Raw genomic sequence first — 18170 nt, 5'->3', positions numbered from 1 at the left:
CTTTCAGGCTGCGGTAATCAGCCAGCAGTTGTGGATCTGACGGTTACGGGCGAAATCCTGCGACTGCGTTTTTTGGGTAATATCTTGTGCTTTCAGTCCCAGCTCTGCCAGGCCGTCGTGGTCCATACGGAAGCCGCGTTTGTTGTTGGAGAACATGATAGTGCCGCCTTTACGCAGCAGACGCTTCAGATCCTTCATCAAACGCAGGTGATCGCGCTGGACGTCAAATGCATCTTCCATGCGCTTGGAGTTAGAGAAAGTCGGCGGATCGATAAAGATCACGTCAAACTGTTCGTCGGTATCACGCAGCCATGCCAGCACGTCCGCCTGCATCAGGCGATGCGCGCGACCGGTCAGACCGTTCAGGCGCAGGTTGCGTTCCGCCCACTCCAGGTAGGTACGCGACATATCGACGGTAGTGGTCGAGCGCGCGCCGCCAAGACCGGCGTGCACGCTGGCGCTACCGGTGTAGGAGAACAGGTTGAGGAAGTCTTTGCCTTTGCTCATCTCGCCGAGCATACGGCGGGCAATACGGTGATCGAGGAACAGGCCGGTATCCAGATAGTCGGTCAGGTTGACCCACAGACGCGCGTTATATTCGCTCACCTGCATGAAGTCGCCCTTCTCGTTCATCTTCTGATACTGGTTCTTGCCTTTCTGGCGCTCACGGGTTTTCAGTACCAGCTTGTTCGGCGCGATCCCCAGCACCGCAATGGTGGCGGCGATGATATCAAACAGACGCTGACGCGCTTTGTTCGCGTCGACGGTTTTCGGCGGCGCATACTCCTGCACCACCACCCAATCGGCATAGCGGTCAACGGCCACGTTGTATTCCGGCAGGTCGGCATCGTACAGGCGATAGCATTCGATCCCCTCCTGTTTCGCCCACTTTTCAAACTTTTTCAGGTTTTTACGCAGACGGTTGGCATAGTCTTCCGCCAGTGACGCCGGTTTTTCACCGGTAGATTCGGTCAGATGATAGTTTTTCTGCACGCAGTCCAGCGGGCCGTTTTTCGCCTTAAATTGACGTTCGGCACGCAGCTGCAGGCAGCTCAGCAATTCCGGAGAGGCGCTGAACAGCGACAGGTTCCAGCCGCCAAACTGGTTTTTCATATTGCGGCCCAGCAGGCTGTGCATCGCAATCAGCGCCGGTTCACTTTCCAGACGTTCGCCGTACGGCGGGTTGCTGATAACGGTGCCGTATGGCCCCTTCGGCAACGGATTGCTCAGCTGCGCCACGTCTTTCACTTCAAAGGTAATCAGCTCACCAATCCCGGCGCGGCGGGCGTTGCTGCGCGCCAGTTCAACCACGCGGCTGTCCACGTCGGAACCGTAGAAGTGGGATTCATACGCCGCCAGCCCGGCACGTGCGCGGGTCTGCGCGTCGGCCTTCACTTCTTTCCAGACCGCGTCGTCGTGCTGTGCCCAACCGCTAAAGCCCCAGTGGCCGCGATGCAGCCCTGGCGCGCGATCGGTGGCCCACATTGCCGCTTCAATCAGCAGCGTACCGGAACCGCACATCGGATCGAGCAGCGGCGTCCCCGGCACCCAGCCAGAACGCATCACGATAGCCGCCGCCAGGTTCTCTTTGATCGGCGCCATACCGGTGCGATCGCGATAGCCGCGCAGATGCAGACCTTCGCCGCTCAGATCGAGAGAAATATAGGCCGTCTCTTTGTTGAGACGCACGTTAATACGCAGATCGGGATTGTCACGATCGACATTCGGACGCGGCAGGTTTTTACGCGTAAAAGCATCGACAATCGCATCTTTTACCTTCAATGCACCGTACTGACTGTTACGAATGCTATCGTTCAGGCCACCAAAGCTGACCGCAAAGGTCGCATCAGGGGTAAAGATCGACGTCCAGTCGATAGCCTGTACGCCCAAATAAAGATCGAGATCGCTCCAGACGCTACATTCTCCCAGCGGCATCATGATGCGCGACGCCAGGCGGCTCCACATCAGGCTTTTGTACAGAAGCTGCGTGTCGCCCTGGAAATGGACGCCGCCCTGGGCAATCTGGCACTCTTGGGCGCCCAGGCCTTCCAGTTCAGTTTTTAACAGCTCTTCCAGCCCACGGGCCGTACTGGCAAACAGAGAATTCATATCGTCACTTTTACTCGCAGAAAATTGTTGCGCATTATAGCCAATCTGCGCCCCATGTCATAAAGTTAAAGGCTTATTTTCGACTCAGGGACAGTGTTGTGGCTACGTTATCGCGACTTTTTATACATCCGGTGAAATCGATGCGGGGAATTGGGCTTACGCACGCCTTTGCTGATATTAGCGGGCTGGCATTTGACCGCATTTTTATGATCACCGAACCCGATGGCACCTTTATTACCGCCCGACAATTCCCGGCAATGGTGCGCTTTACCCCGTCGGTCCTGCGTGATGGGTTACACCTTACCGCGCCCGACGGCAGCAGCGCGCTGGTGCGCTTCGCTGATTTCAGCGGCCAGCCTTCGCCGACCGAAGTATGGGGCAATCAGTTTACCTCGCGTATCGCGCCGGATGCCATTAATCAGTGGCTTTCGCCGTTCTTTAAACGCGACGTTCAGCTGCGCTGGCTTGGTGATGATCTCACGCGTCGCGTTAAACGCCACGATGCGGTGCCGCTCTCCTTCGCCGATGGTTTTCCGTTCCTGTTGGTTAACGAAGCTTCGTTACGCGACCTGCAACAACGCTGCAAAGCCGGCGTGCGAATGGAACAGTTCCGCCCGAACCTGGTGGTGACCGGCGTTGAAGCCTGGGCTGAAGATAGCTGGAAAACCGTTCGCATTGGCGACGTCGTTTTTGACGTGGTGAAACCGTGCAGCCGCTGTATTTTTACCACCATCAGCCCGGAAAAAGGGCAAAAGCACCCCGCCGGAGAGCCGCTAAGGACCTTACAGTCGTTCCGTACCGATCCGGCCACCGGCGACGTCGATTTCGGTCAGAATTTGATTGCCCGTAACAGCGGCGTGGTGCGCGTGGGTGATGAAGTGGAAATCCTCACCACCGGGCCAGCAAAAGTCTATACCGCCGGGCAAACCGACGATACCGTCGCGCCTCAGGCTCAGCAAAATGCGTTGGTGGATATTGCGTGGGAAGGGAAAACCTTCAGCGGAAATAATCAGCAAATTTTACTGGAGCAGCTTGAGCAGCAGGGTATTCGCGTACCCTACTCCTGCCGCGCGGGCCTGTGCGGCAGCTGCCGCGTGACGCTGATCGAAGGAGAAGTGAGTCCGTTGAAGAAAAGCGCGGTAGGCACCGACGGCACCATTTTGAGCTGTAGCTGTGTTCCCAAAACGGCGCTAAAACTGAGCCGTTAAACCGCCTGCTCCAGGCTGTAACCGTCCAGCCCCGGCTGGGGTTGCAGCCTGTCGTTCATAATTTTGATCGGGTCGCCGAGTTGCATCGTGCGCCCGGCCAATACCAGCCCAGGCTGCGCCAGCAGACAGAGTGCAGCGTTTTCACCCGGTTCAACGACCAGTAAATTAACCTGACTATCGTCATCGCTCAGCCAGACGCTGGCCGCATCGCCGGTCACCGGTACCCAGCCATTATCATGGGCGCGGAAGTGCCAGCTTTTCGGCATTTGGGGCTTCAGGAAACGAATCGCCACCAGGGCGTTAAGAATCAGCTCGGCGCGATGCTCTTTAGACAGCAGCAGATCGCGACATTTTTCTTCAAAGGAGAAATAGAGCGCGGCGTCATCCACGCAAAATCCGGTGGGTTCAAACGCATCGGGAGTTAACATGCGGCGAGCAAAACGCGAGCGAAACAACATGCCGTTGGCTAAATCGAGCATCATACGATCGTGCTCTTCATCATAATACCAGCGCCAGTTATCATCAGGTTTAATTCGCATTTTTCTCCCCCATCATTTTTGCATCCCGTGCAGCGTTTGTTCTTCCATTGCGTTAATTGTCGCCCTAAATAATAAAAGACCAATATGTTTAAATAAGCAACAATGAGGAAATATAAAGCAACCAGGGCCGGAAATAAAGCCCTGGATCACATTACCGAGAAAAAGACTAGATGTGGGTGACGATTTCTTTAATCAGCGGCGGGCCTTTAAAAATAAAACCGGAATAAATCTGCACCAGCGATGCACCGGCCGCCATCTTCTCGCGGGCCGCCATCACCGAATCGATACCGCCGACGCCAATAATAGGCAGTTGGCCTTTTAATTCAGCCGACAGCATACGAATAATTTCGGTACTTTTTAATTGTAATGGACGACCGCTTAAACCACCGGTTTCATCACAATGTTTCATCCCTTGAACCAGCGAACGATCCAATGTCGTATTGGTGGCAATGACCCCATCAATATTATGTCGGATTAAACTGTCGGCCACCTGGATCAACTCTTCATGAGAAAGATCCGGCGCGATCTTCACCGCCACAGGAACATATTTATGGTGTTTTTCCTGCAGCTCAGATTGTTTATTTTTAATACCAGAAAGGAGATCGTCGAGTGCATCTCCATATTGCAGCGTGCGTAGGCCAGGGGTATTTGGCGATGAGATATTAATCGCAATATAACCGGCGTAGGCATAGATTTTTTCCATACAAATCAGATAGTCATCTTTGCCATGCTCAACAGGGGTATCTTTATTCTTACCGATATTAATCCCCAGAATACCGTCGAAATGCGCTTTTTTAACGTTTTCGACCAGGTTGTCAACGCCGTGGTTATTGAAGCCCATACGGTTAATCAACCCTTCGGCGTCAACGAGGCGGAACAGGCGCGGCTTATCGTTACCCGGCTGCGGGCGCGGCGTGACGGTGCCGATCTCGATCGAGCCAAATCCCATGGCGCCCAGGGCATCAATACATTCCCCGTCTTTATCCAGACCCGCAGCCAAACCCAGGGGATTTTTGAACGTCAGCCCCATGCAGGTAACCGGCTTTTCCGGTACTTTCTGACGCACAAGGGCTTCCAGCGGCGTACCGGTGACACGGCGTAATTGTTGAAACGTTAATTCATGAGCGCGCTCTGGATCGAGCTGAAAAAGTGCTTTACGAACGAAGGGATAGTACATGAACTCTCCTGGATTCCCGGTGTGCAAACCGGGGGCGTATTATGTGCGATCTCGCACAGAAAGGGAATTGACCTGCGGCAAAAAAAGCGCAATCGTTTTCCTTCTCTCCTTTATATACCTCCCCCGCCATATGCATTTTCCGGTAATCCTACGTTGGAAAAAGTATTTCGCGCACCTGACGACCTTTGAGACACTGAGACAAATGTTATCAATTTTAAATTAATGTGTATTTTTAGTTATAAGGAGTGAGTATGCGCGTCATTACTTTAGCCGGAAGCCCGCGTTTCCCCTCTCGTTCCAGCGCTCTGCTGGAGTACGCACGTGAGAAACTTTCCGCGGCGGATGTTGAAGTATTCCACTGGCATTTGCAGAATTTTGCGCCGGAGGATCTCTTCCACGCGCGTTTCGACAGCCCGGCACTGCAAACGCTGACCGAACAGCTGGCTCATGCAGACGGTTTAATTATCGCCACGCCGGTCTATAAAGCCTCTTTCGCCGGCGCGTTAAAGGCGCTGCTCGATCTCCTGCCGGAGCGCGCGCTGGAAGGAAAAGTGGTTTTACCGCTGGCGACCGGCGGCACCGTTGCCCATATGTTGGCGGTCGATTATGCCCTTAAGCCGGTTCTCAATGCGCTGAAAGCACAGGAGATTTTGCAGGGGGTGTTTGCCGATGACAGCCAGGTCACCGACTATCAGCATAAGCCGCAGTTCAGCCCAAATCTGCACACGCGTCTGGACAGCGCGCTGGAGACCTTCTGGCAGGCGCTACACCGGCGAGACATCCAGGTTCCCACGTTAAGCGCAGCTCGACAGACCGCACATGTTTGATAAAAAAAACGCCACAGGGAAAAACCAGCGGCGTTTTTGTTTGTATTAAGGTTGCCCGGCCAAGCGAAACAACGCCGGGGAACCCGCATCGTGTGCCCCGGAGTCAGCGTTAACGCCTCGTCCGGGTGACAGTCAGGCTAATGCTTTCGCAATCTTCTCGTACAGATCCCCGGAGAGATTCTCCAGCCCCTTCAACTGCTCCAGCGCAGCACGCATCAGCGCCTGACGTTTTGCATCATAGCGTTTCAGGCGGATCAGCGGCTCAATCAGACGCGAAGCCACCTGCGGGTTTTTGCTGTTCAGTTCGGTCAACATTTCGACCAGGAACTGATAGCCGCTGCCGTCTTCTGCGTGGAACGCAGCCGGGTTGCTGCCGGCAAAGGCGCCAATCAGCGAGCGAATGCGGTTCGGGTTATTCATACTGAATGAGCGATGGTTCAACAGCTTGCGCACCGTCGCCAGCACGTCATCTGCCGGGCTGGTGGCTTGCAGAATCAGCCACTTATCCATTACCAGACCATCATGATGCCACTTGTCATCATACTCCTGCATCAGCGCATCGCGGCAAGGCAGTTCGGCTGCGACGGCTGCAGACAGCGCGGCCAGCGCGTCGGTCATGTTGTCCGCGTGATGGTATTGCTCGCTCACCAGCTTGTTACCCAGCTCGCGATCGCCAAACGCCAGATAGCGCAGGCAGGTGTTACGCAGCGCGCGCTTGCCGATGTCCGCATGCTCTACGCGATAGCTGTCGAGTTTATTGGCGTTGTAGACTGCCAGACACTCGTCCGCCAGCTCGGTAGCCAGCGTGCGGGTCAGCGCTTCGCGCACTGCGGCAATGGCGATCGGATCAATAATCTCAAACAGTTCAGCAATTTCGCTGGCGGATGGCAGAGTCAGAATTTCCGCGGCCAGCGCCGGATCGATCTTCTCATCCAGCAGAATGGCGCGGAACGCGTCGGCCACGTGAACCGGTAGCGACAGCGGTTGCCCCTGCTGATGACGAGCCACGTTCAGCTTAATATAGGTCGCCAACAGGCTTTGCGCGGCGTCCCAGCGAGAGAAATCATTACGCGCATGGCGCATCAGGAAGGTGAGTTGCTGATCGCTCCATTTATATTCCAGCTTCACCGGCGCGGAGAATTCACGCAGCAGCGACGGCACCGGCTGGAAGTAAACGTTATCGAACACAAACGTCTGCTCGGCCTGGGTCACGTTTAGCACGTGGTGCACCGGATGGCCATCTTTCTGCAGCGGGATCACCTTACCTTCGTTATCGTACAGTTCGATATCGAACGGAATGTGCAGCGGGTATTTCTCCTCCTGCTCGGCCGTGGCTGGTGTACGCTGGCGGATGGTTAAGGTGTACTGCTCGGTTTCCGGATTGTAGTCGTCGTGCACGCTGACAATGGGCGTACCGGCCTGGCTATACCAGCGGCGGAAATGAGAGAGGTCGATGTTGGAAGCATCTTCCATCGCCTGCACGAAGTCGTCGCAGGTAGCCGCGCTGCCGTCGTGACGCTCAAAGTACAGCTGCATCCCCTTCTGGAAGTTCTCTTCGCCCAGCAGCGTGTGCAGCATACGGATAACTTCCGCCCCTTTCTCATACACCGTCAGGGTATAGAAGTTATTCATTTCAATAACTTTGTCCGGACGGATCGGGTGCGCCATTGGGCTGGCGTCTTCAGCAAACTGCAGGCCGCGCATGGTACGTACGTTGCTGATGCGGTTAACCGCACGGGAGCCCAGGTCGGAGCTGAACTCCTGATCGCGGAACACGGTCAGGCCTTCTTTCAGGCTTAACTGGAACCAGTCGCGGCAGGTCACGCGGTTGCCGGTCCAGTTATGGAAATACTCATGACCAATCACGCGTTCAATATCGAGATAATCTTTATCCGTCGCGGTATCGGTACGCGCCAGCACGTATTTGGAGTTAAAGACGTTCAGCCCTTTATTCTCCATCGCGCCCATATTAAAGAAGTCGACGGCAACGATCATATAGATGTCGAGATCGTATTCGAGGCCAAAGCGCTCTTCATCCCACTTCATGGAGTTTTTCAGCGAGGTCATTGCCCACGGCGCGCGATCAAGGTTGCCGCGGTCAACGAACAGTTCCAGCGCCACTTCGCGCCCGGAGCGGGTTTTGAAGGTATCGCGCAGCACGTCGAAATCGCCCGCCACCAGCGCAAACAGATAGCAGGGTTTCGGGAACGGATCCTGCCACTGTACCCAGTGACGCCCGTTATCCAGCTCACCTTCGGCAATACGGTTGCCGTTGGACAGCAGGAACGGATATTTGCTCTTATCGGCGGTAATTTTGGTGGTAAAGCGCGCCAGCACGTCCGGGCGGTCGAGATACCAGGTAATATGGCGGAAGCCTTCGGCCTCACATTGGGTACACAGCGCTTCACCGGATTGATAGAGCCCTTCCAGCGCAGTATTCGCCGCCGGGCTGATTTCATTGACAATCTTCAGCGTAAAACGCTCAGGCAGGCCGGAGATAACCAGATGGTTCTCTTCTTCTTTATAGTCGGCCCACGGCGCACCGTTAACATGAATGGAGACCAGCGTGAGGTCCTCACCGTTCAGGCGTAGCGGCACATCAGACGCTGCGTGACGGGAAACCTGGCTTTCCGCGGTCACAACGGTTTTTGCGGCATCCAGGTCAAAGGCCAGGTCGATATCACTGATCAGGTAGTCCGGCGCACGGTAGTCGTGGCGGTACTTGGCTTGGGGCTGTTGTGTCATAAAAAACCTTTAGCATCTTTTGTAAATGTCACCTCCAGTCTATTCCTGTTGTGTTAAACGCGCTATGCAGAATCTTCATCTTTTCCAGTCAAATAGGGAAAATAGATACATTTACGCAACATGCCGCACAAAACGCCGGAGTGGCGCTTCGTGCCATATGGTGTGATCGGGGTTCAATAAATCGTTAAACAAGGTATACTCCAGCCATTCTCCCCTGTTGTTTATTGTACTAAACGCTCCTGTGAGAGGATGCTACTGCGCACCATGACACAATTCGCTTCTCCTGTTCTGCACTCGTTGCTGGATACAGATGCCTACAAACTGCATATGCAGCAGGCCGTTTTCCACCACTACTACGACGTTAACGTCGCGGCGGAATTCCGCTGCCGTGGTGACGATCTGCTGGGCATTTATGCTGACGCCATTCGCGAACAAGTCGAAGCCATGCGTTCACTCACGCTGCGTGATGATGAATACCACTGGCTGTCCGGTCTGCCTTTCTTTAAGCAGGACTACCTGAACTGGCTGCGTGATTTCCGCTACGATCCACAACAGGTTACCGTCACCAACGAGAATGGTAAGCTGAATATCCGCCTTGAAGGCCCGTGGCGTGAAGTGATCATGTGGGAAGTGCCGCTGCTGGCGGTGATTAGCGAGCTGGTTCACCGCTATCGTTCTCCGGAAAACGGCGTCCCGCAGGCGCTGGAAATGCTGGAACATAAGCTGGCCGACTTTAATCAGCTGACGGCCGACCTTGATATGTCCGCTTTCAAACTGATGGACTTTGGCACCCGCCGCCGCTTCTCCCGTGAAGTTCAGGAAGCCATCGTCAGCCGTCTCCGTCAGGAGACATGGTTTGTGGGCACCAGCAACTACGATCTGGCGCGCCGCCTGACTCTGACGCCAATGGGTACCCAGGCACACGAGTGGTTCCAGGCGCATCAGCAAATCAGCCCGGATCTGGCAACCAGCCAGCGTGCGGCGCTGGCCGCCTGGCTGGAAGAATATCCCGATCGGCTCGGCATCGCCCTGACCGACTGCATTACCATGGACGCCTTCCTGCGCGACTTCGGCCCGGAATTCGCCACGCGTTACCAGGGTTTGCGCCACGACTCCGGCGACCCGTTTGAATGGGGCGAGAAGGCGATCAAACATTATCAAAAGCTCGGTATCGACCCGCGCGAGAAAGTGCTGGTGTTTTCCGACAATCTCGATCTGCCGAAAGCCATTGAGCTGTATCGCCACTTCTCACCGCGCATCAATCTCAGCTTTGGTATTGGCACGCGTTTGACCTGCGATATCCCACAGGTTAAACCGCTCAATATCGTTATCAAGCTGGTTGAGTGCAACGGCAAACCGGTGGCAAAACTCTCCGACAGCCCGGGGAAAACCATTTGTCACGATAAAGCATTTGTTCGTGCATTACGTAAAGCATTTGATCTCCCGCAGATCAAAAAGGCCAGTTAATCACCAAAGGGAGCCCGGGCGGCTCCCTTCTTCTTTATTTATTTCTTAAAACACCCCTTCCTTGTGCGAATTCTACTTGTCTGATGGAAGATGACAGGTAACATAGATATCCCCCCGCCGTTCCGGGGAAAAACGATTTTTTTATTGGACTACGAATAGAGAGACTATTATGAGCGTTGTGCCTGTAGCCGACGTACTCCAGGGCCGCGTAGCCGTTGACAGCGAAGTCACCGTGCGCGGCTGGGTACGTACCCGCCGAGATTCAAAAGCTGGCTTTTCCTTCCTGGCCGTCTATGACGGTTCCTGCTTTGATCCTGTACAGGCCGTTATTAATAATTCTCTGCCCAATTACAATGACGAAGTCCTGCGTCTGACCACCGGCTGCTCGGTGATCGTCACCGGTAAAGTTGTGGCGTCTCAGGGTCAGGGTCAGAGCTTTGAAATTCAGGCCTCTAACGTGGAAGTGACCGGCCGGGTTGAAGATCCGGATACCTACCCGATGGCGGCGAAACGCCACAGCATCGAGTATCTGCGTGAAGTGGCGCATATGCGTCCGCGCACCAACCTGATTGGCGCGGTCGCCCGCGTTCGCCACACGCTGGCGCAGGCGCTGCACCGTTTCTTCGACGAGCAGGGCTTCTTCTGGGTTTCCACCCCGCTGATTACCGCTTCCGATACTGAAGGCGCAGGCGAAATGTTCCGCGTGTCTACGCTGGATATGGAAAACCTGCCGCGTAACGATCAGGGCAAAGTGGATTACGACAAAGATTTCTTTGGCAAAGAAGCCTTCCTGACCGTTTCCGGTCAGTTGAACGGTGAAACCTATGCCTGTGCGTTGTCGAAGATCTACACCTTCGGCCCTACCTTCCGCGCAGAAAACTCCAACACCAGCCGTCACCTGGCGGAGTTCTGGATGCTGGAGCCGGAAGTGGCATTTGCCGATCTGGAAGATAACGCCCGTTTGGCAGAAGCCATGCTGAAGTACGTCTTTAAAGCCGTTCTCGAAGAACGCGCGGACGACATGAAGTTCTTCGCCGAGCGCGTAGATAAAGACGCTATCGATCGTCTGCAACGTTTCGTTTCCGCCGACTTCGCGCAGGTTGACTACACCGACGCGGTCACCATCCTGGAAAACTGTGGCAAACAGTTTGAAAACCCGGTGTACTGGGGCGTGGACCTTTCCTCTGAGCACGAACGCTATCTTGCGGAAGAGCACTTCAAAGCACCGGTGGTCGTGAAAAACTATCCGAAGGAGATCAAAGCCTTCTATATGCGTCTTAACGACGATGGCAAAACCGTTGCCGCCATGGACGTACTGGCACCGGGCATTGGCGAGATCATCGGCGGTTCTCAGCGTGAAGAGCGTCTGGACGTGCTTGACGCCCGTATGGCTGAAATGGGTCTGAACAAAGAAGACTACTGGTGGTATCGCGACCTGCGTCGCTACGGTACCGTGCCGCATTCAGGTTTCGGTCTGGGCTTCGAACGTCTGATCGCCTACGTCACTGGCGTACAGAACGTGCGCGACGTGATTCCGTTCCCGAGAACGCCACGCAACGCCAGCTTCTAAAGCCGTATTATCCTCAAGGCCAGCCGCTCGCGCTGGCCTTTTTTTACCTGCACATGTAAAGAAATCTTTATTAATTTTAACAAACCTAAACTTCAAGCCTCTACGCCACGCAGTTTGTTACATCACATTACCCGGCAATAACTTCGTACAAAAAACACTCAATTTTTTATTGCAGTCATGAAATCACCTAAGCCATAGCACATTTTTTATCCAAAACAACAGCTATCTGGATGGCTAAAAAATATCATAACGAAATGATCACACATCCGCTCTGTGCGATAAGAAAAAGCGTTATACAAATAAAAGATAAGAAATTCATATTGATAGATAAAGGAAAGGTCAAATAATCCGCGCACACCTCAGAATTTTGAGTTAGTTCACAAAGTTCCTCAATATTAATATTTAGTTACACACTATTTCTTTTGCTTACTTATTCTCGATGTTTGTAGCATTTTCAGTGTGGCGAAAGTATGTTTTGAATGGAAAGATGCCTCTCAGACACATAAAGACACCAAACTATCATCAATAGTTCCGTAAATTTTTATTGACGGAAGTAATTGGCGGCAGTGGCGAGTGTCTATAAAAAAAACCTAATGAGGGTAATAAATAATGATGAAGCGTAATATCCTGGCAGTGGTAATCCCTGCCCTGCTGGTAGCTGGTGCAGCAAATGCTGCAGAAATCTACAACAAGAATGCCAACAAACTGGACTTCTACGGTAAAGCAGTTGGTGAACACATTTGGACCACCAACGGCGACACCAGCAACGAAGACACCACCTATGCCCGTATCGGCTTCAAGGGCGAAACCCAGATCAACGATCAGCTGGTGGGCTACGGTCAGTGGGAATACAACATGGATGCCTCCAATGCGGAAGGCTCCCAGGGGACTAAAACCCGTCTGGCGTTCGCCGGTCTGAAATTTGGCGACGCGGGTTCTCTGGACTACGGTCGTAACTACGGCGCTATCTACGACGTCGCGGCTTACACCGATATGCTGGTTGAATGGGGCGGCGATTCCTGGGCTGCTACCGACAACTTCATGAACGGTCGTTCTTCTGGCCTGCTGACCTACCGTAACAGCGATTTCTTCGGTCTGGTTGAAGGTCTGAGCTTCGCGCTGCAGTACCAGGGTAAAAACGATCGTAGCAACCCGGTTGCAGCGACCTACAACGACAAAACCGGCGCGCTGGAAAGCCTTGGCTACGGCGGCAACGGCGCGAAAGCGAACGGCGACGGCTTCAGCACCTCTGTACAGTATGATTTCGGCAACGGCATCGCGCTGGCCGCAGGTTATGAAGTTGCAGACCGTACCAACGACCAGGTTAACCCGGGCAGCTCTACCTTCAATGGCACCACTCACACTTGGGCGAGCGCTGGCGGCAGCAAAGCAGAAGCTTGGTCTACTGCTGCGAAATACGACGCGAACAACATCTACGCTGCGGTAATGTATGCTGAAACGCTGAACATGACCCGCGAGCCGGACAACAACTTCGCAAACAAAACTCAGAACTTCGAAGCTGTTGTTCAGTATCAGTTCGACTTCGGTCTGCGTCCGTCCCTGGGCTACGTACAGTCCAAAGGTAAAGACCTGATCGCTCGCGGCGACTTCAAAGGCGGCGATGCTGACCTGGTTAAATACATCGAACTGGGCACCTGGTACTACTTCAACAAGAACATGAACGTCTACGCGGCGTACAAGTTCAACCTGCTCGACGACAACGCGTACTCTGCTGCTACCAAGCAGGGAACCGACGATCAGGCTGCTGTTGGTATCGTTTACCAGTTCTAATCAGCAGACCCTCACTGCTATATGCCTCAAGAGCAGGACTTCGGTCCTGCTTTTTTGCGTTCTAAAGAGGAAGATCGTAACTTTTGAAAAGCTTCGCGCTTTTAGTCTCTAACGGTTGGCATTTTGTAAATCTACCGTTAACCTGATAGCGGATTTCCCCCGAACTTATTAATGGAACCTCGTCATGTTTGAGAACATTACAGCCGCCCCTGCCGACCCAATTCTGGGCCTGGCCGATCTGTTTCGCGCCGACGAACGCCCGGGAAAAATCAATCTCGGGATTGGTGTTTATAAAGATGAGACCGGCAAGACGCCGGTGCTGACCAGCGTTAAAAAAGCTGAGCAGTATCTGCTGGAGAATGAGACCACCAAAAACTATCTCGGTATTGATGGTATTCCTGAGTTTGGTCGCTGCACGCAGGAGCTGCTGTTCGGCAAAGGCAACAGCATCATTAGTGACAAACGCGCGCGCACCGCTCAGACCCCAGGCGGCACAGGCGCACTGCGCGTAGCGGCGGATTTCCTCGCAAAAAACACTGACGTGAAGCGCGTTTGGGTCAGCAACCCAAGCTGGCCGAACCACAAGAGCGTCTTTGGCGCTGCGGGCCTGGAAGTACGCGAATATGACTACTACGATGCGGAAAAGCATGCCCTCAACTTCGACGGCCTGCTGGCGAGCCTGAATGAAGCCCAGGCGGGTGACGTGGTGCTGTTCCATGGCTGCTGCCATAACCCAACCGGTATCGACCCGACGCTGGAGCAGTGGCAACAGCTGGCAAATCTGTCGATTGAAAAAGGTTGGCTGCCGCTGTTTGACTTCGCCTACCAGGGCTTTGCTCGCGGTCTGGAAGAAGATGCCGAAGGCCTGCGCGCATTTGCCACGCTGCACAAAGAGCTGATTGTGGCGAGCTCCTACTCGAAAAACTTCGGTCTGTACAACGAACGCGTTGGCGCCTGCACCCTGGTCACAGCCGATGCCGACACCGCCGATCGCGCCTTCAGCCAGCTGAAAGCCGTGATTCGCGCGAACTACTCTAACCCGCCGGCACACGGCGCTTCCGTTGTTGCGACCATTCTCAGCAACGACGCGCTGCGCGCCATCTGGGAACAAGAGCTGACCGATATGCGTCAGCGCATTCAGCGCATGCGTCTGCTGTTCGTTAATACGTTGCAGGAGAAAGGCGCGAGCCGTGATTTCACCTTCATCACGAAGCAGAACGGTATGTTCTCGTTCAGCGGTCTGACCAAAGAGCAGGTACTGCGCCTGCGTGAAGAGTTCGGTATTTATGCCGTCGCTTCTGGCCGTATCAACGTGGCGGGCATGACGCCGGACAACATGGCGCCGCTGTGCGAAGCCATCGTCGCCGTCCTGTAACAGAAGCTTCCCTTCAGGGACAAAAAAGGCCGCATTCGCGGCCTTTTTATTATTCTGAGATTACCACACCGGCAGTTCATCCTGCAGGAATGGGTTATGCAGACGCTCATAACCCAGCGTCGACATTGGGCCATGGCCCGCAATAAACTTCACGTCATCGCCTAACGGCAGCAGCTTGCGCTTAATCGCATCAATCAACTGCGCGTGATCGCCACGTGGGAAGTCACTGCGCCCTACGCCACCTTTAAACAGCACGTCACCCGAGATCAGCAAACGCGCCTGGGCATCAAAGAAGACGACATGCCCCGGCGTATGCCCCGGACAGTGCAGCACCTGCAGCTTCACGTTGCCGACGCTCACCGTATCCCCTTCGTTCAGCCAGCGGTCCGGCGTCAACGGCTGGCAGTCCTCAAGGCCAAACATCCGGCTTTGCGCGGGCAACCCTTGCAACCAGAATTCATCTTCTTTTTCCGGCCCGATAATCGGCACCCCGTAGTGCTGCGCCAGTTCAGCCGCCGCCCCCACATGATCGAGATGGCCATGAGTCAGCAAAATTTGCTGCAACGTCACGCCCGCTTCTGCAACCTGCTGCTTGATGGTTTCGGCATCGCCGCCCGGATCGACCAACGCCGCCAGTTTCGTTTGCTCGCACCAGATCAATGAACAGTTTTGCGCGAACGCAGTCACCGGAATAATACGATAATTCATGTTGCTCCTGTTTGGACTCGTCACCATTCAGACACTTCAGTGTGCCTGAACGGTTGGCGTAGAGCTACCAGTGCCGGACCGGACCGGTATCAATATGCACAAAGTTGCTACGTGGGTAATATCCTACACCACCTGCGCGCATAGATAACGCAGCTTTGCGTATATTACTTAATGAAACGCCTTCAATATGAAAATCCATTGCCTGACCTTTCGTGTGATAGCTTTTTTTCGCTACCCCACTGCTGTGCGCTCTTAGCTCATTATTGGTATCAACGGAACGATATCCAGAGATCAATTGCACAGGTTTATTTGTTCCTAATAGTCCCTGAAGGCGATAAAGCTGATCGAACAAAGAAGGATCGATGCTTTTTATTTTATTCGCGCGATAGTCACGGAAAAAATGGTTTAGTTTTGCTAATTCATCCTGAATATAGCCTCGGCCGTCAAAAAACTCGGCTTTTATCAACTCACCTGTATGCAGGTTATTCAGCGTTAAAATACGCGGACGTGGGGTCGAGAGGGTGGCAAGCGCAGGCGTGGGCAAGATGGCGGCCGCGCCGAGCGCAACACCACCTAACGCCAGCAGCTTGCGGCGATTAGCGTCAAATTTGTCCATGATAATCAGGTCTACAGTCAGTAATGTGATCGAAAAATATGCACTTCTGGCGCACGTTAAGCACCTTACCGGGCATCAAAGCCAGCGTCAAGGCGGCCTGCCACGCGAAGCCGCCAGCCCTGGACCTGCGGGGCTGGCATCTGCGCTTTTTGTTCGACAACTACATTACCTGAACTACTTCATTTATCTGATCAATTGTTCCGCTTTTGGCAAAATCTGTGCACCCGATCGCGCAGTGACATCATAATTGTAAATATCTGTTCGATATTGTGTCTGTCCGTCAGCGCTGACAAAGGCAGTGAGATAATAGAGATTAACCGGAATATTCTGCCGGATATTCACATAGCGTGTATTCCCTTGTTTAAGGGCATCGGAAATTCGCGCATCATTCCAGCCCGCATCCTGTAACAGCATATTCGCCAGATCGGAGGCTTTATTTACCCGCACGCAGCCGGAACTTAATGCCCGCGCATCTTTCTGGAACAGATTATGATTAGGCGTATCATGCAGATAAATGGCGTCGGAACTTGGCATATTAAACTTATAGCGCCCCAGCGAGTTATGTTCACCCGGTGCCTGCTGGAAACGGAACGGTAAATTCGACGGCGTGATTGTTGACCAATCGACCCGCCATGGATCGATAGCTTCTTTACTGTTCCAGCCGCGTAATACGGTGTAGTTATGCCGCTCCAGATAACCTGGATCATTACGCAGCTTCGGGAGAATATCATTACGCGCCAGCGTCGGCGGCACGTTCCACGGTGGGTTGACCACCACGTTATTCAGCGCGCTGCTCATCATTGGCGTTTTACGATCGGGGCGTCCCACGATAACCCGCGAGGCCAGCGCTTCGCTGCCGTTGAGATAGTAAACCAGCGAGTAGGCCGGGATATTCACCATAATCCCGGTAGAGACTTTCCCCGGCAGCAGGCGCAAACGCTGAATATTTAGCGCCAGCACGCCCGCACGCTGGGCAGAAGAGACGTTCAGCCAGTCGCGCGTCGAGGTGCCAATCACACCGTCCGCGCCAAGCCCCTGCGCCGCCTGGAAACGTTTCACCGCGTCCACCAGTTGGCGGTCATAGGCCGCTGGGCCGCTTTTTCCCCCCTTTTTCGTCTTGCCGACGTTGTCGCCAGGCAGCGGTATCGCCGGGCTGTTATCCAGCACACCGTTACGTTGCAGGATTTCACGTAGCGCAGGCACATCGCTGCTCCACTGCCCTGGGCGCAATGAAACCGTCGAGGTCAACTTTGGCCACGGGCGATTGTCGCCCGTCAACGCCAGTAGCGCCTGATGCATCGCACTATACTGCGGATGCTGTGGCGCCAGGGCGGCAATAAACTGCGGCAGCGAGCCGTTATCCAGCGCTAACTGCCATTGGTTTATCACCGACAACGGCGGTGTTGCCAGCGTGTACGGCTTATCGCTATACAGCCAGCGGTTACCCTGAACCGGAATCCCGCTGACAAAGTGCAGATAGCCCATCAGGGCATCGGAAAGCACGACATCACGCGCCATCCCGCTGACAGCCGGGTCGGTGAGCAGTTCAACCCACCGGGTGAACTGCGGCTGAAAACCGGCGATCGCCACTTCCGCCAGCTGCTGCTGGAAGGCGCGTATCGCATCACGGTTTTCCCACATGGGTTTCATCTCACGGGCGGCATACAATGTCGCCAGCGGATTAAGGTAGACGGGCTGATATCCGGAAGGTAGCGTAGCAAGAATATCGGCACGGCTGTTCGCCGCCGAGCCGTCAGCCAGCGGTTGTGTACCGACAAGACTCGCCATTGCTGGCGATTGCGCCCCTGGATGCAGAAGCACCGGCGATTGTTCCGCTGGCGTCGCGGTACCGTCAGAAGGCACCAGCTCTGGTTCGCCCGCAGAAGCGGTAAACAGTGGAGCAAACGTCATCGCCAGACATAAACTCACGGCTGACAACCGACGACCATTTTCTTTTTTCAGCAACATCCCTTGCCCCCTGTTATCTATACAAAGACCCTAACGTGGGCTTACCTTCAGTATATAAAGACAAAAACTA

General features: G+C 54.2%; 14 protein-coding genes. 7 read left to right on the top strand and 7 right to left on the bottom strand.

What is annotated here, in order from left to right:
• Positions 1–3: 3 nt before the first annotated feature.
• Positions 4–2109: a bifunctional 23S rRNA (guanine(2069)-N(7))-methyltransferase RlmK/23S rRNA (guanine(2445)-N(2))-methyltransferase RlmL gene (gene rlmKL, locus M989_RS21760; protein WP_064548844.1), complete on the bottom strand. Its 2106-nt coding sequence runs from the start codon at positions 2107–2109 to the stop codon at positions 4–6.
• A 98-nt stretch (positions 2110–2207) separates the two neighbouring features.
• On the opposite strand from rlmKL, the gene M989_RS21755 reads away from it, so the two are divergent.
• Complete coding sequence (locus tag M989_RS21755) at positions 2208–3317, top strand: YcbX family protein (RefSeq protein ID WP_064548842.1); 1110 nt, start codon at positions 2208–2210, stop codon at positions 3315–3317.
• On the opposite strand, the gene zapC is transcribed toward M989_RS21755, so the two are convergent.
• Both zapC and pyrD read right to left on the bottom strand, forming a co-directional pair.
• Positions 3314–3856 (bottom strand): cell division protein ZapC, encoded by a 543-nt coding sequence (gene zapC / locus M989_RS21750; protein WP_064548840.1) that lies wholly within the window; start codon positions 3854–3856, stop codon positions 3314–3316. The two genes, M989_RS21755 and zapC, sit on opposite strands and share 4 nt — an antisense overlap.
• Positions 3857–4022: 166 nt before the next feature.
• Positions 4023–5033, bottom strand: a complete 1011-nt coding sequence (gene pyrD, locus M989_RS21745) for a quinone-dependent dihydroorotate dehydrogenase (protein WP_064548837.1) — start codon at positions 5031–5033, stop codon at positions 4023–4025.
• A gap of 251 nt (positions 5034–5284) precedes the next feature.
• On the opposite strand from pyrD, the gene ssuE reads away from it, so the two are divergent.
• Positions 5285–5860, top strand: coding sequence for an NADPH-dependent FMN reductase (ssuE, locus tag M989_RS21740; RefSeq protein WP_064548835.1), 576 nt, complete (start codon positions 5285–5287; stop codon positions 5858–5860).
• A 132-nt stretch (positions 5861–5992) separates the two neighbouring features.
• On the opposite strand, the gene pepN is transcribed toward ssuE, so the two are convergent.
• Positions 5993–8605: an aminopeptidase N gene (gene pepN, locus M989_RS21735; RefSeq protein WP_064548833.1), complete on the bottom strand. Its 2613-nt coding sequence runs from the start codon at positions 8603–8605 to the stop codon at positions 5993–5995.
• A 264-nt stretch (positions 8606–8869) separates the two neighbouring features.
• Between pepN and pncB the strand changes: the two genes are divergently transcribed.
• The 4 genes from pncB to M989_RS21715 all read left to right on the top strand — a co-directional run bounded on the left by pncB (position 8870) and on the right by M989_RS21715 (position 14808).
• Positions 8870–10072 carry a nicotinate phosphoribosyltransferase gene (gene pncB, locus M989_RS21730; protein ID WP_064548831.1) on the top strand — a complete coding sequence of 401 codons (1203 nt, stop codon included), beginning with the start codon at positions 8870–8872 and terminating at the stop codon, positions 10070–10072.
• A 169-nt stretch (positions 10073–10241) separates the two neighbouring features.
• Positions 10242–11642 carry an asparagine--tRNA ligase gene (gene asnS, locus M989_RS21725; protein WP_064548829.1) on the top strand — a complete coding sequence of 467 codons (1401 nt, stop codon included), beginning with the start codon at positions 10242–10244 and terminating at the stop codon, positions 11640–11642.
• A gap of 609 nt (positions 11643–12251) precedes the next feature.
• Entirely contained in the window at positions 12252–13433 is a 1182-nt protein-coding gene (locus tag M989_RS21720) for a porin (RefSeq protein WP_064548827.1), read from the top strand.
• 184 nt (positions 13434–13617) lie between these two features.
• Positions 13618–14808: an amino acid aminotransferase gene (locus M989_RS21715; protein ID WP_064548825.1), complete on the top strand. Its 1191-nt coding sequence runs from the start codon at positions 13618–13620 to the stop codon at positions 14806–14808.
• A 60-nt stretch (positions 14809–14868) separates the two neighbouring features.
• Here the strand turns inward: M989_RS21715 and M989_RS21710 are convergent, their stop codons facing one another.
• Entirely contained in the window at positions 14869–15516 is a 648-nt protein-coding gene (locus M989_RS21710) for an MBL fold metallo-hydrolase (RefSeq protein ID WP_064548823.1), read from the bottom strand.
• Positions 15517–15580: 64 nt separating this feature from the next.
• On the bottom strand, positions 15581–16132 hold the full coding sequence (gene mepK, locus M989_RS21705) for a peptidoglycan L,D-endopeptidase MepK (protein ID WP_064548821.1): 552 nt from the start codon (positions 16130–16132) through the stop codon (positions 15581–15583).
• A 38-nt stretch (positions 16133–16170) separates the two neighbouring features.
• On the opposite strand from mepK, the gene M989_RS26400 reads away from it, so the two are divergent.
• Positions 16171–16305, top strand: coding sequence for a hypothetical protein (locus M989_RS26400; RefSeq protein ID WP_280686459.1), 135 nt, complete (start codon positions 16171–16173; stop codon positions 16303–16305).
• A 10-nt stretch (positions 16306–16315) separates the two neighbouring features.
• Here M989_RS26400 and ldtD read toward each other — a convergent pair whose 3' ends face one another.
• A complete protein-coding gene (gene ldtD / locus M989_RS21700; protein WP_064548819.1) occupies positions 16316–18100 on the bottom strand; it encodes a L,D-transpeptidase in 1785 nt (594 codons plus the stop codon).
• Positions 18101–18170: the final 70 nt, after the last annotated feature.

The sequence above is a fragment of the Kluyvera georgiana ATCC 51603 genome (assembly GCF_001654985.1).
GTDB classification, from domain to species: Bacteria; Pseudomonadota; Gammaproteobacteria; order Enterobacterales; family Enterobacteriaceae; genus Kluyvera; species Kluyvera georgiana.
Note: the sequence above shows the minus strand (reverse complement) of the source record. Positions and strands in the feature narration are given on the sequence as shown.